15 protein-coding genes are annotated in these 15,224 nt (G+C 35.3%); 9 read left to right on the forward strand and 6 right to left on the reverse strand.

The features are described 5' to 3' along the window. Together CY0110_RS16760 and CY0110_RS16765 are read right to left on the reverse strand one after the other, a co-directional pair. On the reverse strand, window positions 1-707 hold a 707-nt coding region (locus tag CY0110_RS16760), incomplete at its 3' end, for a Mut7-C RNAse domain-containing protein (RefSeq protein ID WP_008276687.1). Between the two features lie 109 nt (window positions 708-816). Then, window positions 817-1,854 (reverse strand): dipeptide epimerase, encoded by a 1,038-nt coding sequence (locus tag CY0110_RS16765; RefSeq protein WP_035799748.1) that lies wholly within the window; start codon window positions 1,852-1,854, stop codon window positions 817-819. Window positions 1,855-1,944: 90 nt separating this feature from the next. On the opposite strand from CY0110_RS16765, the gene CY0110_RS16770 reads away from it, so the two are divergent. The 4 genes from CY0110_RS16770 to CY0110_RS16785 all read left to right on the forward strand — a co-directional run bounded on the left by CY0110_RS16770 (window position 1,945) and on the right by CY0110_RS16785 (window position 6,201). Continuing rightward, window positions 1,945-2,463 (forward strand): adenine phosphoribosyltransferase, encoded by a 519-nt coding sequence (locus tag CY0110_RS16770; RefSeq protein WP_008276689.1) that lies wholly within the window; start codon window positions 1,945-1,947, stop codon window positions 2,461-2,463. Window positions 2,464-2,666: 203 nt separating this feature from the next. Then, a complete protein-coding gene (locus CY0110_RS16775) occupies window positions 2,667-3,716 on the forward strand; it encodes an ABC transporter permease (RefSeq protein WP_008276690.1) in 1,050 nt (349 codons plus the stop codon). 7 nt (window positions 3,717-3,723) lie between these two features. Next, entirely contained in the window at window positions 3,724-4,014 is a 291-nt protein-coding gene (locus CY0110_RS16780) for a hypothetical protein (protein WP_008276691.1), read from the forward strand. Window positions 4,015-4,152: 138 nt separating this feature from the next. Continuing rightward, window positions 4,153-6,201, forward strand: coding sequence for an NAD(P)H-quinone oxidoreductase subunit 5 (locus tag CY0110_RS16785; RefSeq protein WP_008276692.1), 2,049 nt, complete (start codon window positions 4,153-4,155; stop codon window positions 6,199-6,201). Window positions 6,202-6,382: 181 nt separating this feature from the next. On the opposite strand, the gene CY0110_RS16790 is transcribed toward CY0110_RS16785, so the two are convergent. Beyond that, window positions 6,383-6,766 (reverse strand): hypothetical protein, encoded by a 384-nt coding sequence (locus CY0110_RS16790; protein WP_157464595.1) that lies wholly within the window; start codon window positions 6,764-6,766, stop codon window positions 6,383-6,385. Between the two features lie 17 nt (window positions 6,767-6,783). Here CY0110_RS16790 and CY0110_RS29995 point away from each other — a divergent pair, with 17 nt between their 5' ends. The 5 genes from CY0110_RS29995 to CY0110_RS16810 all read left to right on the forward strand — a co-directional run bounded on the left by CY0110_RS29995 (window position 6,784) and on the right by CY0110_RS16810 (window position 11,466). Continuing rightward, entirely contained in the window at window positions 6,784-6,930 is a 147-nt protein-coding gene (locus CY0110_RS29995) for a hypothetical protein (RefSeq protein ID WP_157464596.1), read from the forward strand. A 188-nt stretch (window positions 6,931-7,118) separates the two neighbouring features. Continuing rightward, window positions 7,119-7,343: a hypothetical protein gene (locus tag CY0110_RS16795; RefSeq protein ID WP_008276695.1), complete on the forward strand. Its 225-nt coding sequence runs from the start codon at window positions 7,119-7,121 to the stop codon at window positions 7,341-7,343. 96 nt (window positions 7,344-7,439) lie between these two features. Then, window positions 7,440-8,768: a cytochrome P450 gene (locus tag CY0110_RS16800; protein WP_035799761.1), complete on the forward strand. Its 1,329-nt coding sequence runs from the start codon at window positions 7,440-7,442 to the stop codon at window positions 8,766-8,768. Between the two features lie 213 nt (window positions 8,769-8,981). Beyond that, the gene (locus CY0110_RS16805) at window positions 8,982-9,929 is read left to right on the forward strand and encodes an NAD(P)H-dependent glycerol-3-phosphate dehydrogenase (protein WP_008276697.1); all 948 of its coding nucleotides are present in this window, start codon (window positions 8,982-8,984) and stop codon (window positions 9,927-9,929) included. A 181-nt stretch (window positions 9,930-10,110) separates the two neighbouring features. Next, window positions 10,111-11,466, forward strand: a complete 1,356-nt coding sequence (locus tag CY0110_RS16810) for an MFS transporter (protein WP_008276698.1) — start codon at window positions 10,111-10,113, stop codon at window positions 11,464-11,466. A gap of 51 nt (window positions 11,467-11,517) precedes the next feature. Here the strand turns inward: CY0110_RS16810 and petL are convergent, their stop codons facing one another. The 3 genes from petL to CY0110_RS16825 all read right to left on the reverse strand — a co-directional run bounded on the left by petL (window position 11,518) and on the right by CY0110_RS16825 (window position 15,128). Then, window positions 11,518-11,619 (reverse strand): cytochrome b6-f complex subunit PetL, encoded by a 102-nt coding sequence (gene petL / locus CY0110_RS16815; RefSeq protein WP_008276699.1) that lies wholly within the window; start codon window positions 11,617-11,619, stop codon window positions 11,518-11,520. Window positions 11,620-12,047: 428 nt separating this feature from the next. After that, window positions 12,048-13,193: a HEAT repeat domain-containing protein gene (locus CY0110_RS16820; protein ID WP_008276700.1), complete on the reverse strand. Its 1,146-nt coding sequence runs from the start codon at window positions 13,191-13,193 to the stop codon at window positions 12,048-12,050. A gap of 12 nt (window positions 13,194-13,205) precedes the next feature. After that, window positions 13,206-15,128, reverse strand: a complete 1,923-nt coding sequence (locus CY0110_RS16825) for a serine/threonine-protein kinase (protein ID WP_035799752.1) — start codon at window positions 15,126-15,128, stop codon at window positions 13,206-13,208. Between the last annotated feature and the right edge of the window lie 96 nt (window positions 15,129-15,224).

The following is a 15,224-nucleotide window of genomic DNA, read 5'->3' on the forward strand; positions in this document are numbered from 1 at the left end:
TTAGGATAATGGGAACCTCTCCAATAAATTTGCTCACATTTAGTGCATTGATAGAATTCATCATAATGTTCTTTTGTCAAGGGTTCTAACTGTTCTTTTATTTCCTCTTTATGTACTGGAGTAATTAAACCATTACATCTCATACAACGTTTAAAAGGAATAATTTCTGAGAATAATTGAAATCGATTTAAAACTTCAATTAATTGTGATTCAGTGTTTTTACCCCGAACCCAATAACCATATATTACTTTGGAACGTTTCAGTAAAGCAATATCACGAGTCAACAAATAACGGTTTTGTTGATGAGAAATGTCTGCTAAGCTTTCATCAGAATAATTATTTTCATAAAGCACATCAAAACCTAATAATCTCATCTGCTTAGCTAGTTTTCCTAAATGAACATCTAAAACAAATCGTTTTTTATCTAAAGTTTTTCGTAATGTTTCTGGGTTGATAGGTAACGAAAAAAAATGAGGATATACACTAAAATAATCCTCTTCTTCTACCCCATAAGAAAAACCTACACTATTACCATTATTTAATATTAGCTCAACTTCAGGATGAGGAATGCCAACCGCTTCAATTGTATCTTTAATTGAGGGATTTCCTTTTACCCAATGAGTCAAAGTTTGTTGTTTTTGTTGAGAGGGTAAAAAGTCATTCAAAGAACCATAAAATCGAAAATTCACAGGGTATAATTCAATCATTTTCACTTTTTGCTAAATCGTTATAATCAATACTTTTTTTGTAGATGACTTACAGATCAAAGAGGTTAGTCAACTCAATTAATTCATCTTTAAATTTTGACTACTAATTCTATTTTACCCCTAATCCTGGTAAATGATTAAGCATTAATTTTCCTTCTTTTAAGGTTACTCCTTGAAAAGGATCATCAATCAGGTTTAAGTGACTATCTAAGTCTAAATAATCAGCATAAGTAGCAAGATGAGTCATGGCAGTATTTGCTAAACTACTATCAGAATAACAACCATACATTACTTGTAACTTACAGGCTTTGGCGATAGAAATCATTCGCATAACTTCACTTAATCCACCTGCTTTCATCAGTTTAATATTAATACCATGAATATAAGGAGAAAATTTGATGATATCCTGACTATTAAAACAACTTTCGTCGACAAAAATAGGTAAAGGCGATCGCTCATATAATACTGTTAAATTCCCTTCATCTCCTACATTTAAAGGTTGTTCTATATATTTAACATTTTGTTTTTCTAACCAATCACTCATATTAATCGCCTCTTTTAATGTCCATCCTCCATTAGCATCTACCGTTAAAGGAATATAAGGTGTTTCTTTACGAATAGCTAAAATCATGGCTTTATCGGCTTCTATTCCCTCTGGAGACCCTAACTTAATTTTTAATAGGTTTACTTCCATAAAATTAAGCCAATTTCTTACTCTTTCAACTGCTTTTTCTGGGGAACTAATTCCAATAGTAACAGAAATAGGAAACAAGCGATCGCCTTTTAATCCCCACAGTTTCCATAGAGGTAAATTGACCTTTTTTCCTAACCAATCATATAAAGCAGTATCAATAGCTGCTCGAAGAGAAGAGTTAAGATTATTTTCTAATAAAACCGTTTCTATTTCTTGTCTTTGTAAGGGATTGAATTTTTCTAAAATAGGAATAATTTTTGTTAACTCCTGTTGTAATTGTTCACTATTTAATTTATTTCCTTTAACAATAGAAAAAGGAGAAGCTTCTCCCCATCCTTCTATTCCTTCTGACTCTATTTTTACCCATAAATTAGTATTGCTGGCAGTTGTACCCCGACTAATAGTTAAAGGAAAACGTTTATGAACAGTAAACGGTTGAATCATTAGACGCATAAAATTAATTAAACCTCATTAAACATAATCAACGACACGATAGGAGAAACTAATATATAATCGATAGAGACATCTTATGAAGGAGAATAAATGGATCTTAAAGGGTTAATTCGTGATATTCCTGACTTTCCTAAACCGGGTATTGTCTTTCGAGATATTACCACCTTACTCAGCAATGCTGATGGGTTACGCTACACCATCGATACCTTAATGGAAAAATGTCAAGCAGCTAATTTATCCCCTGATTATATTGTAGGAATGGAGTCCCGTGGATTTTTGTTTGGGGTTCCTTTAGCTTATCAATTAAATGCAGGGTTTATACCTGTGAGAAAACCGGGTAAATTGCCGGCTGCTGTCCATCAGGTAGAATATGAATTAGAATATGGTACAGATAGTTTAGAAATCCATCAAGATGCCCTAGAAAATCACCACAGTGTTTTAATTGTAGATGATTTAATGGCAACAGGAGGAACCGCTAAAGCAACAGCAGATTTATTAGAAAAAATTGGTTGTAATGTATTAGGATTTGCTTTTATTATTGAATTAAAAGGATTACAAGGTCGTAAAAAGTTGCCTAATCTTCCTATTATTACTTTAGTTGAATACTAAAAATGAATCACTTGCTTAATAACGAATATTTTACCAACTGTTTAATTAAAATTTTCCATTCTCTAGGAACTATTTTCCTATCTTTATTTTTCAGTTTTGGAATTGTTCAATTAGCACTAGGAAATTATTATCGTCAAAATAATTATTACTAATCCTAATCACTCTTGTTGAAATAACAAATAGAAGTATCTTTGATAATTATCATGACTCAAACTGTATCTCCTAAAAAAAATAAACCTCTAAATAAATTAGCAAACTTTTTTGATGCTGAAACAATTCTATATATTATCAAACGAGTTTTACAAGGATTATTAACTATATTATTAGCATCAATTCTTAGTTTTGTTATTATTCAAATAGCTCCAGGAAGTTACTTAGATACCTTAAAACAAAACCCTAAAATTGCAGAAGAAACCATAAACCAGTTAACACAGCAATTTGGCTTAGATCAACCTTGGTATATTCAGTATTGGCGATGGTTGGTACAAGTGGTGACTGAATTAGATTTTGGCACTAGCTTTGTTTATAATCGTTCCGTTGCCTCTTTACTGGCTGAAAGAATACCCGCCACCTTGTTATTAGCTGTTTCTTCTATTATTCTAACTTGGTTGATCGCCATCCCGTTAGGCATTTTAAGTGCAGTTAAACAAAGTAGTTGGACAGATAAAATATTAAGGGTAATTAGTTATTTAGGACAAGGATTTCCTAGTTTTATTACTGCCTTAGTTTTATTGATTTTAGCGCAATATTTATCCCCCTTATTACCTGTAGGAAATATGACCAGTTTAAACTATGCAGAATTATCTCCCATTGGTAAAATATTAGATATTGGCTGGCATATGATCTTACCCACTATTGCCTTAAGTGTTACCAGTTTCGCTGGATTAATGCGCTTAATGCGAGGGCAAATGTTAGACGTAATGAGACAAGATTATATCCAAACCGCTAGGGCAAAAGGACTGCCAGAAGATAAAGTGATTTATGTCCATGCTTTACGCAATGCAGTTAACCCTTTAATTACCCTATTAGGATTTGAATTTGCTAGTTTATTAGGAGGTGCTTTTATTGCTGAATTTTTCTTTAATTGGCCAGGCTTAGGAAGACTGGTTTTACAAGCTGTAACAGCACAGGATTTATACTTAGTGATGGGAAGTTTAACGATGGGTGCTACTATGTTAATCGTGGGTAATTTATTAGCGGATTTATTATTAAAAGCCGTTGATCCTCGCATTAAATTAGAAAATCTAAAATAAAATAAAAATGCTCTCACAAATTTATTATATTGTTCGTTCAAAAGTAGATGGAAAATATTTAGTTGCTCGAATTAATAAAGGGGAAGATGAAAGACCGGTTAGCTATTTATTGGTATTCCCAGAAAATTTTGAAGCTCTGAGTTATCTCAATACTCATAGTTCAGATGTAAGCGATCGCTTTATTGTAGAATCCACTTCAGGAAACCAATTAAAAGCCATTTTACAACGATGGGATTTTCAAGGGATTGGTTTAGTCAAAGATCCCTTAATACCCAGAATTGAATTTTTATCAATGTAAAAAAAAACTGTTTCTATTAGACTAAACTCCGTACAATGTCTGAAATAACTAGAATTGAAAAATTCCTTAAAAAAAGTCTATAACTATAAAGTTAGCGTTATCAACTAAGTAGAGAACAAATCACTTAGGCATTACCCTATGGAACCCCTTTATCAATATGCCTGGCTTATCCCCGTGTTGCCCCTGTTGGGGGCAATGGTGGTGGGCTTAGGTTTAATTTCCTTTAATCAAGCGACAAACCGCCTTAGACAAGCCAATGCAGTGTTTATTATCTCCTTGCTAGGTGCGTCGATGGTGTTATCCTTTGCCCTGTTGTGGAGTCAAATTCAGGGTCATGAAGACTATACCCGTATGATTGAATGGGCTGCAGCCGGCACTTTCCATCTACAAATGGGTTATACCTTGGATCATCTTAGTGCCTTAATGTGTGTTATTGTCACCACCGTGGCCTTTTTAGTGATGGTGTACACTGACGGCTACATGGCTCATGATCCAGGTTATGTGCGCTTTTATGCCTATTTAAGTATCTTTAGTGCCTCCATGTTGGGATTAGTGATTAGTCCCAACCTAGTGCAAGTCTATATCTTCTGGGAACTGGTGGGGATGTGTTCTTACCTCCTCATCGGTTTTTGGTTTGATCGCAAAGCGGCCGCCGATGCTTGCCAAAAAGCCTTTGTAACCAACCGTGTGGGTGACTTTGGCCTACTCCTGGGAATGTTAGGCATTTACTGGGCTACCGGAACCTTTGAATTTGATCTCATGGGGGAACGTTTAGAAAACTTAGTTTCTTCAGGAATGATAGCCCCTGCGTTAGCCGGCTTATTCGCTGTCTTAGTGTTCCTCGGACCCGTTGCTAAATCCGCACAATTTCCCCTCCATGTGTGGCTACCAGACGCGATGGAAGGCCCTACCCCCATTTCTGCTTTGATTCATGCTGCAACAATGGTAGCAGCCGGTGTCTTCTTGGTGGCGCGGATGTATCCTGTGTTTGAACATATCCCTACAGCCATGACTATCATCGCTTGGACTGGGGCCGTTACCTCCTTTTTAGGGGCAACTATCGCCTTAACCCAAAACGACATAAAAAAGGGTTTAGCTTACTCAACCATTTCCCAACTGGGTTATATGGTAATGGCTATGGGTATCGGTGCTTATACCGCCGGACTATTTCACCTAATGACCCATGCGTACTTTAAAGCCATGTTATTCCTCTGTTCTGGGTCTGTGATTCACGGAATGGAAGGGGTTGTCGGTCATGACCCCGTATTGGCACAGGATATGCGTTTAATGGGGGGATTACGGAAATATATGCCCCTCACCTCTTTAGCGTTTTTAGTAGGGACTTTAGCTATTTGTGGGATTCCTCCCTTTGCTGGTTTCTGGTCAAAAGACGAAATTTTAGGTCTGGCCTTTGAAGCAAACCCTCTATTATGGTTTGTGGGCTGGTTTACTGCCGGTTTAACCGCTTTTTATATGTTCCGTATGTATTTTATGACCTTTGAAGGAGAGTTTAGAGGTAATGATATGGACATCCGGACTGAGTTATCGATGGCCGCAGCCCCTGTATTTGGGCCTGGGGCGATGGATGTGAAAGAATTAGACCATGATAGCGAAGATCACGGTCACGACGAACATGGCCATAGTGACTCTCCCCATGAGTCTCCTTTAACCATGACCCTACCCTTGCTGATTTTAGCCATTCCTTCAACGGTCATCGGGTTATTGGGTAAACCCTGGGATAATACCTTTGAGGGCTTTATACACGCCCCTGGTGAGATGATAGAAGAGGTTTCTCACTTTGACTGGACCGAGTTTGGTATTATGGCCGGGAATTCTGTGGGTATTGCTTTGATTGGGATTACTATTGCATCCTTGATGTATTTACAGCACAAAATTGATCCTAAAGCGATCGCAGATAAGTTTCCAGCGTTGTATAAATTCTCCCTCAATAAGTGGTATTTCGATGATTTTTATTACAATGTCTTTGTGATGGGATGTCGTCGTTTAGCCCGTCAAATTATGGAAGTGGATTACCGTGTCATTGATGGCGCGGTTAATTTGACTGGTTTAGCTACTTTAGTTAGTGGAGAAGGTTTAAAGTACCTAGAAAATGGTCGTGCCCAATTCTATGCCTTGATTATTTTTGGGGCTGTATTAGGATTTGTCGTTGTCTTTAGTGTCGTTTAAAGACCTTTTTCTTAGTTAATTTTAAGGGGCAAAATTGCCCCTTTTTGTTTTATACTGCAAGTTATATTTCTTAAATAATGTAAGAATCAATCTGAACACAAATGTGCCTAACTCATCACAAACGATTATACGATAAACAAGTTTACATTAAGTACCAGTTTTTTTGCCTTGAGGTTCTAAATCAAACAAAGACTATACTAGAACAATTTAACAGAGGGAAACACTGGTCAGCTTCAGCGATTACAGCTATTAGTGCGTCAAGTGCACTCTTATTGAGGGGTGAATCCATATATTCATCTGCAATCGCCGTTGCCGCTACATTGACAGTTGGTTTAGGCACTTTAGCCATCGTTTCTTCCATAAGCCTTGGAACAGCTTTGACAGGTGTATTAGCTCCCTTTGTTATAGGTGCATTATGCGCTGCAGGGATTTGGACTATAGCTAGAGATATCAAAATTATTGAACAAAAACCGAGTGGCAAAAGGAACAGCGTCATCATTTGATTTGAACGTTTTCCAATATTATAAGTCTGAATATAAACAACTACAATCTCTATACGGTCCACAATTAATTGAAGATAGAATGTACACATCAAAAATTGAGACACTATTGGTTAAAGCACTAAAACGATTTATTGATAGTCTTCACAATGATCTGCCCATGAGCGAGGAAGAATATCAAGTCATACTGGAAGATATAAAAAATATCGAAAATTCTCAACCTAACTAAATATAAGGCTAGGCTATGTAGAAAACATTTAGATAAACTGTCAAAGAATACAGATTAATTTACAGATAACTTAACATTGTCTATAATGATAAAAATGATATTAAATGTAAATTAACATCAAGAGTAAAAAAAACATTAAAAAAGTCTTAAAAGCAAAATCAAAAGAGTCTATTAGTTTAAAGTGTAGGTTGAGTAAAATAATTGCTAATAGGAAAAAATTACAAGAAAAATTACAACAAGCAACTGATAATATCGAATTTTTACTACAAGTAGAAAAAGCACACTGTGAAAATAATAGGCAAACCCTCGGAGAATCTCGCAAAAATAAGGTTAGAGAAATGGTTAGAAATGATGGATTTGAGTTTTCTGGGAAATTTACACTAGGAAGAGTTAAAAACAATGATTTTAAATAAATACTTTTATTTATTTCTTTCTAATTAAGATAACTTAAAATGCTCATTTTTTTCTTTTATAATAAAAGTAAATTAATTTATAATTTTGATCAAAAAATGACAAATATAGAAAGTCAAAAATCTGTATCCTTGCCCCCTGGAGAAACAGGATTACCTTTTATTGGCGAAACCCTTAGCTTTTTATTTGATCCTGACTTTGCCAAGAAGAAAAAAAGTAAATATGGTCAAATTTATAAAACCAATATCTTTGGCAATGATACTGTTACCATGATTGGGGCTGAAGCGAATCAATTTTTATTCCGTAATGAAAATAAATATGTTGTTTCAACTTGGCCAAAAAGTACCAGAGTTCTTTTAGGAAAATTATCTTTAGCTGTTAAAGATGGTAATTTTCACACCTCTAGACGGAAATTATTAGCCCAAGCATTTCAACCGAGAGCTTTGAATAGTTATATTCCGAAAATGACTGAAATAACGCAACAATATGTAGAAAAATGGTTACAAACAAAAGAGCTAACCTGGTATCCTGAATTAAGAAAATATACCTTTGATGTTGCTTGTAGCCTCTTAATTAGCATTGATAATGCTTCTCAGACCAAGTTAGCAAGTGATTTTGAAACCTGGTGTCAAGGATTATTTACGTTACCCATTAATTTACCTTGGACAAACTTTGGTAAAGCGTTAAAATGTCGGGCAAAACTATTACAAGAAATCGAAACAATTATTATTAATAGACAACAACAACCCAAACATCAAAATGATGCCCTTGGTATTTTATTAGAGGCAAAAGATGAAGAAGGAAATAGTCTGACAATAGAAGAATTAAAAGACCAAATTCTGTTACTTTTATTTGCTGGTCACGAAACATTGACTTCGTCACTTTCTTCTTTTGTTTTATTAATGGCGCAACATCCTAATATTTTGGAAAAGGTAAGAACAGAACAAGAAAACCTCAACATTACTGAAGACATAACCTCTGAAAAATTAAAAGAGATGACCTACTTAGAAGAGGTTTTAAAAGAAGTTTTAAGATTCATTCCACCAGTAGGTGGCGGATTTAGAAAAGTGATTGAAGAATTTGAATTTCAAGGATATCGCATTCCTAAAGATTGGACAGTGCAATATCAAATTGCTCAAACCCATAAAGAAAGCGATATTTTTCCTGATTATCAAACTTTTGACCCTGAACGATTTTCTCCTGAAAATATGGCAGATAAACAGAAAAATTTTGGTTATATTCCTTTTGGTGGGGGATTACGAGAATGCTTAGGGAAAGAATTTGCTAGATTAGAAATGAAAATCTTTGCCAGTGTTTTAGTCCATAACTGTCATTGGCAACTTTTACCCGACCAAGATTTAGAAATGATCACCATTCCTAGTCCCCGTCCTCGTGATGGTTTAAAAGTTAAAATTACCGAAGTTTGACCCTCATACATAGAAGATTATACTATGTGGATGACATTTAGAGAAATTGTCAAGTAATAAAGATTAATTTACAAAAAATTTAACATTGTCTATAATGATAAACGTAATATTAGATGTAAATTAACATCAAGAGTTAAAAAGACTTTAAAAAAGAGCCTTAAAGCAAAGTCAAAATAGTTTATTAGTCAACAACATATCCATAAAGATAAAAGAATGAGCAATCAAACCACAAACTTAACCATTATTGGAGCAGGATTATGGGGAAAAGCATTAGCCAAATTAGCAGAATATAACGAGCAAAATAACGTCCGAATTTGGTCAAGAAGTAGCAGTGAATCTTTAGCTTCGGTTATTAAAGAAGCAGACGTAATTCTTTCGGCTGTTTCGATGAAAGGAGTTCGACCAACCGTCGAAAAATTGCTAGCTTTAAACATTCCTGAAAAAACTATCTTTATTAGTGCTACCAAAGGATTAGAAACAAAAAGTATCCTTACTGCTTCACAAATCTGGCAAAAAAGTTTTCCTAATCATCCCGTTGTCGTCTTATCTGGTCCCAATTTATCAAAAGAAATCGACAAAGGATTGCCGGCTGCAACTGTAGTTGCCAGTGATGATACAGTAGCTGCTGGTCAAGCGCAAGAAATCTTCTCTTCTGATATTTTTCGAGTTTATTTTAATAACGATCCCATCGGCACAGAATTAGGAGGAACCCTGAAAAATGTTATGGCCATTGCCTCTGGAGTTTGCGATGGGTTACAGTTAGGAACTAATGCAAAATCGGCTCTACTAACCCGTGCTTTACCTGAAATGATTCGTATTGGCAATGAAATGGGAGCCTCTCCAGAAACTTTTTTTGGACTATCAGGTTTAGGTGATTTAATCGCGACTTGTGATAGTCCTTTGTCCCGTAATTATCGAGTGGGTTATGGTTTATCAGAAGGGAAAACTTTAGAGCAAGTTTTAGAAGAATTAAAGAGTACCGCAGAAGGGGTTAACACCGCTAATGTGCTAGTAGAGTTAGCAAGAAAATATAGAATAGCAATTCCAATCTCTCGCCAAGTCTATCGCCTTCTTAATGGAAAAACAACCCCTCAAGAAGCAGTTAAAGAGTTGATGGCAAGAGATTTAAAAGCCGAATTTGATGATTTAGACTTTGCTTAATTGGCGTATTTAGGTTTTGTTGAGAGTAAAAAAAACCAAAATTTTTAAGCCTTGGACTAATACTTTAAAGAAAATAATTACAACATAAATAAAATTAGATTTTTTGGTTAATTTACTCTCGCAATTATACAGAGCTATTAAACACACTAATAGCCAGCTTGTTGTTAGTTTAAAAAATGCAATGACTACAGAAAAAAAACCCAATAGAACCCGAAACTTTTTTGAATTATGGAATATGAGTTTTGGCTTTTTTGGTATTCAATATGGTTGGGCTTTACAAATGGCCAATACCAGTGCTATCTATGAATATTTAGGAGCTAGTCCCGAACAAATTCCCTTATTATGGTTAGCTGCCCCTGTGAGTGGTTTAATTGCTCAACCGATTATCGGTTATATGAGCGATCGCACTTGGGGACCATTAGGAAGAAGACGACCTTATTTCCTCGTCGGTGCTATCTTAAGTTCCATTGCTTTAGTATTAATGCCCAACTCATCCACATTATGGATGGCCGCAGGGTTACTGTGGATTTTAGACACTTCCGTTAACATTAGTATGGAACCGTTTCGGGCTTTTATTGCTGATTTATTACCTGAAAGACAGCACACGCAAGGGTTTTCGATGCAAACCTTCTTTATTGGCTTTGGGGCTGTGGTTGCTTCGGTTTCCCCTTGGATATTAACCCATGTTTTTGGGTTCAGTAATAGCACCAGTGAAGCGGAGGGTGTTCCTTTAACAGTTAAGGTGTCATTTTATATCGGGGCTGCTGTCTTTTTATTTACTGTGTTGTGGACGGTGTTTACTACAGAAGAGAAACCTCCTCAAAATTTAAAAGCCATGCGACAGGCTAATGAAAGTAAAGATGCAGGGGACAAATTAGGGGAAATTGTCGATTTAATCAAAGCTACTCCCAAAACCATGAAACAATTAGCCCTAGTGCAGTTTTTCACCTGGCTAGGCATCTTTTGTATGTTTCTCTACTTTCCCCCGGCGGTAGCTCATAATATTTTTGGTGCTGTAGAAGAAAATTCAACTCTGTACACCGAAGGCATCGAATGGGCTGGTATTTGTATCGCTGTTTATAATGGAGTCTGTTTTCTATTTTCTTGGATATTGCCCAATCTAACAGCCAGACTCGGAAGAAAAATGACCCATTCTCTGTGTTTAATCTGTGGTGGCTTGGGATTAATCAGTTTATTATGGGTTGATCGACCAATTTACGCTTTATTTTCTATGGTTGGGTTTGGTATTGCCTGGTCAAGTACCTTAGCTATTCCTTACTCAATGTTATCCCATGTCATTCCTAATAAAAATATGGGGTTATATATGGGATTGTTTAATGCCTTTATTGTCATCCCCCAAATTATTGCAGCTTTGGGTTTAGGATCAATTATGGATTACTTTCTGGATAATAATCGCTTATTAGTAGTGGTTTTAGGAGGCGTTTCTATTCTCTTAGCTGCTATTTGTGTTTACTGGGTAGATGATGTAGAAACTGTGAAAACGAATCAATCATTAGAAGTTCAACCAACTGTGTAATAGCTATAACCAAAGGGGTTAAGGAGAATTGTACCTTAACCCCTATCTAGATTAAATAATTTTGGCGGTACGAAGACCGAAATATAATCCAAGGGCGATCGCTGTAAAGATAACAATATATCCAGCAAACGCAGCAATAGCAACTCCTGACATAACTTTCCTAGACTCCTAAATTTACTAATTCTTTGTTATTTTACCTTGTCCGAGTCTGCCAGAGTCAAGCTAAAGAATCTCTATCACGTTTTTGAGGAGTATGACGATTCGGGATCTAATACTAGATCCGCTTTAGATAGTATAGTATTAACTTTCGGAGCAGGGAGCAGGGAGTAGGGAGCAGGGAGAAAAAACGTTACTCTACTAAAATAAGCGGATTTGGTATAATACACTAAATTAGCTGAAACAGTCCACTACTGTCTGCTATTCATCAGGTTACTCATACCTTGCACCTTCGATTACGTGAGCTAGTTTAGGGAGGCAATATTATTTTCTTTTAACGCTAACTTATTCATCATAATTGATTACTTTCTGATCATTATTAACTTTATTTGTTCTGGTGCAAGATGTCAGGTTAAAGAAAGTCATTAATAGCTAATATTGTTCACTGCTTTTTTAAATCCTGCGATCGCGTGTAATTTCACAGATTTATTAGGGTCATTTGCTAGTTTTTGAAGGCAAGTTATGGCTGTTTCACCCCCTAATTCTCCTAAAGAAACGGCTACCGCTTGTTTAATTTTTAGCTCTTGACTAACAAGGCAATTAGATGATAAAAAATTGACTAAAATTTGACTAACTTGGTGTCTAATGGGTTCACTTTTTTGGGTTCCTAATAAATTAATGATAATTTGGCAAACTTCTAGATTTTCAGTAAATAAGGCTTGTTTTAAATAAGTTAATGCTTTAGGGGATTCTGTCCAAATTAATGCTTGAATAACTGTTTTTTTTAGTTTTATAGGAGTTTTTTCTTTGTTAAGAAGAATCCCTAATTCTTCTATCGCTTCATCGCTTTTAATGCGCCCTAAACTTAGAGAAGTTTGTTGACAAATATCTATATTTATGTCATAAAGTAAAGGCTTTAGATGTTGAATAATATTGGATTTTTTTATTAGTTCTGATTGCATTCCCAAAGCAATAACAGCTTCTTTACGAACAGTAGAAACAGGATCAGTTAACGCTTTAATGAAGATAGGAATAAGTTTTTTTTGGTGAAAACTTCCTAAACATTCTAAGGCGATCGCTCGAATTTCTGGACTAGGATCATCAATAACTTTTAGCAAAGCTTTGATAGTATCTGAATGACGAATTTGTGCTAATGCTTTAACAGCTAATAATCTCGAAGATTCATCTTTTTGTAATAATATTTCTAAACTATTTATAGCATAAATTCCTATTTTCCCTAATCCTTCTGTTAGTATATTTAAAAGTTCTTCTTCTTCAATTGTTTGTAACAATCGAGTAAAAGAAATAATTATTTTTATATCATTAAACTCTGATAAAATACGAGCAATAAACCAACGACATTCAACTTCTATACTTTCATTTTCTAAAATCACTAATAAAGGATCAATAATCTTCTCTCCCAATTTTGGAAATAGTTTTGTTACTTGCCATCTTTGCTCAAAATCTCCTGATTCTAACAAGTATAATCCTAATTTGATTAAATCAGAATTTTCATTTTCATTTCGATCAATTGCTGTTTGAAATTCTTGTAATGCTCTATCATTATCCATAAAATAAATCTCTTAATCTATGATGGTAATACTAAGTTCATAGTCGATAGATTTTTTATTTTTCGAGACAACAGTAATCTCATAATAACCACCTTCAATAAGTTCTCCTGACCATTGATGAGTTGAAGAATCTTCTAGTATATTATTGTTACCTGTAGGAGAATAAATAGATAACAGTAAATCGCGATCACCTTCTAGGTTAACCTCAATTCTTTGGTAGGCATTTAAGTTAGCAACATAAGCATTTCCTTGACCAGGTTCTAGTTTTTTGCGCCGTTGAATAGTTCTATCTTGCTGTAATTCAATACCTATTCTTTCATAATTATTGCCTGCTTGTAATTTTGCGATGATATCTGCAATTATAGCATTCCAGATTTGACCAATAGGCTTATCGATAAATTCTTTATTTTCTTGGTCAGGAAAAGCAGCAAAAAAACGAGCATCAACTAAATCATATAAAGCACGACTGCTTAAATATAAACCATTGGCTTGTTGTTTCCAAATTGTTCGTTGACTTTGGGTATAATTACCAATTCCTTTTAATGATTCTGAACTTAAAGATTCTAGGGTAGCTAATACTTGATTAGCGGTTTCATCCCATCTATTTCGCCAAGAAGCATCATCTTTTTGATTACTTAAAATTTTATTCCTCTGACTCGGATATTTTTCCCAGAACAATTCATCAACTACCGCTACAAACCAACTATGATCTAATTCCAATTGACGACGACGGGTTCGTATTTCCGTTTTACGCTGTAACTCTTGATCACTAATTTCAGGGACTGATGCTTCCTCAGAAAAAACTGGTTTGGGTTGACTGTTTTCTTGAGCGTTGAGGATTTGAGAAATCCACAATTTTCCTGCCCACCATCCCATAGTTCCTGAGCTTAAGATTAGCATCAAAAGTAAAAATAACTTACCTAAACAGCCAGTAATTGGACTATTTTTGCTGTTAGTTACTGTCATATTCTGTTCTATTTTTTGCTTAGGGGAAACGGTCACGTTTGGCGAGGAAGTCTGAGGCATTATAGCAGACTTTACCATAAGGGTGGGAGGAGTAATCGGCTGAGGAGAAGAGTGGGTAAGGACTTGAATAACTTCTGTAGCTGAAGTATAGCGATCGCTTGGATTGTTAGCTAACATTTTTAGTAAAACTTGGCTTAAACGAGGACTGATCGCTATGTCTGGGGGAAAAATCCAGTTTAAACTCTGTCTGTCTTGTAATTTTAAGGGTTCTTGTCCTGTCAATAACACACAAGCTGTAGCTGCTAATCCGTATAAATCACTATTGGCAGTGACGATTCCTTTTTCGGTCTGTTCCTTAGGCGCGTATCCAGGTTGACCGACTTGTATCATCTTACTGGTTAATAATTCTGGATGTTTAAAATAAGTATTAGCTATGTTAGATAACTGTTTAACGCTACCAAAATCTATTAAAACTGGTAAATTATCTTCTTGACGACAAATGATATTCTTAGGGGTAATATCTCGGTGAATAATACCTTTTTCATGAAGATAATCCAGAACAGGTAAAACCTCTAATAAAAATTGTTCGATTTCTGTTTCTGTAAATAGGTTTTTTTCTTTTAACCGTTCTTGTAAGTGTTGATGATATGTTAATCCTTCTACATAATCTTGTACTAAAAAAAGTGTTGTTTTGTCTCTGTGTTGACAAGAAAATAATTCTCGAAAATGAGGAATCTGAGGATGATTTAATGTATAGAGGATTTGTGCTTTGCGTTGAAATAATTCTTCTGTTTTTTTCAGGGATGAGGTATCGCAAACATCAGGAGCAAATTCTTGGAGAATACACAAGTCATTGAAGCGATGACTATCTTGGGCTAAATAGGTTTTGCCTAGCTTTCCTTGACCGAGTTGGCGTAAAATCTTAAAGCGATCGTTTACCGTGGTTTGAGATGGTAGCCCAGTATTCATAACAAAACTCAAAAATTTGAATGAACGGTGTTAAAGATTAGGGGTCGAAAAGGAAGTCACCTTCCTCTCCTCCCATTCCGAACCGTGCGTGAGACT

This window comes from Crocosphaera chwakensis CCY0110, assembly GCF_000169335.1.
GTDB classification, from domain to species: Bacteria; Cyanobacteriota; Cyanobacteriia; order Cyanobacteriales; family Microcystaceae; genus Crocosphaera; species Crocosphaera chwakensis.

Bases quoted from the DNA above. Each gene is read 5' to 3' on its own strand.
- CY0110_RS16800 (WP_035799761.1), top strand. From the start codon at position 7,440: ATGACAAATATAGAAAGTCAAAAATCTGTATCCTTGCCCCCTGGAGAA.
- CY0110_RS16775 (WP_008276690.1), top strand. From the start codon at position 2,667: ATGACTCAAACTGTATCTCCTAAAAAAAATAAACCTCTAAATAAATTA.
- CY0110_RS16780 (WP_008276691.1), top strand. From the start codon at position 3,724: ATGCTCTCACAAATTTATTATATTGTTCGTTCAAAAGTAGATGGAAAA.
- CY0110_RS16810 (WP_008276698.1), top strand. From the start codon at position 10,111: ATGACTACAGAAAAAAAACCCAATAGAACCCGAAACTTTTTTGAATTA.
- CY0110_RS16805 (WP_008276697.1), top strand. From the start codon at position 8,982: ATGAGCAATCAAACCACAAACTTAACCATTATTGGAGCAGGATTATGG.
- petL (WP_008276699.1), bottom strand. From the start codon at position 11,619: ATGTCAGGAGTTGCTATTGCTGCGTTTGCTGGATATATTGTTATCTTT.
- CY0110_RS29995 (WP_157464596.1), top strand. From the start codon at position 6,784: ATGTACACATCAAAAATTGAGACACTATTGGTTAAAGCACTAAAACGA.
- CY0110_RS16785 (WP_008276692.1), top strand. From the start codon at position 4,153: ATGGAACCCCTTTATCAATATGCCTGGCTTATCCCCGTGTTGCCCCTG.
- CY0110_RS16820 (WP_008276700.1), bottom strand. From the start codon at position 13,193: ATGGATAATGATAGAGCATTACAAGAATTTCAAACAGCAATTGATCGA.
- CY0110_RS16770 (WP_008276689.1), top strand. From the start codon at position 1,945: ATGGATCTTAAAGGGTTAATTCGTGATATTCCTGACTTTCCTAAACCG.
- CY0110_RS16765 (WP_035799748.1), bottom strand. From the start codon at position 1,854: ATGCGTCTAATGATTCAACCGTTTACTGTTCATAAACGTTTTCCTTTA.
- CY0110_RS16825 (WP_035799752.1), bottom strand. From the start codon at position 15,128: ATGAATACTGGGCTACCATCTCAAACCACGGTAAACGATCGCTTTAAG.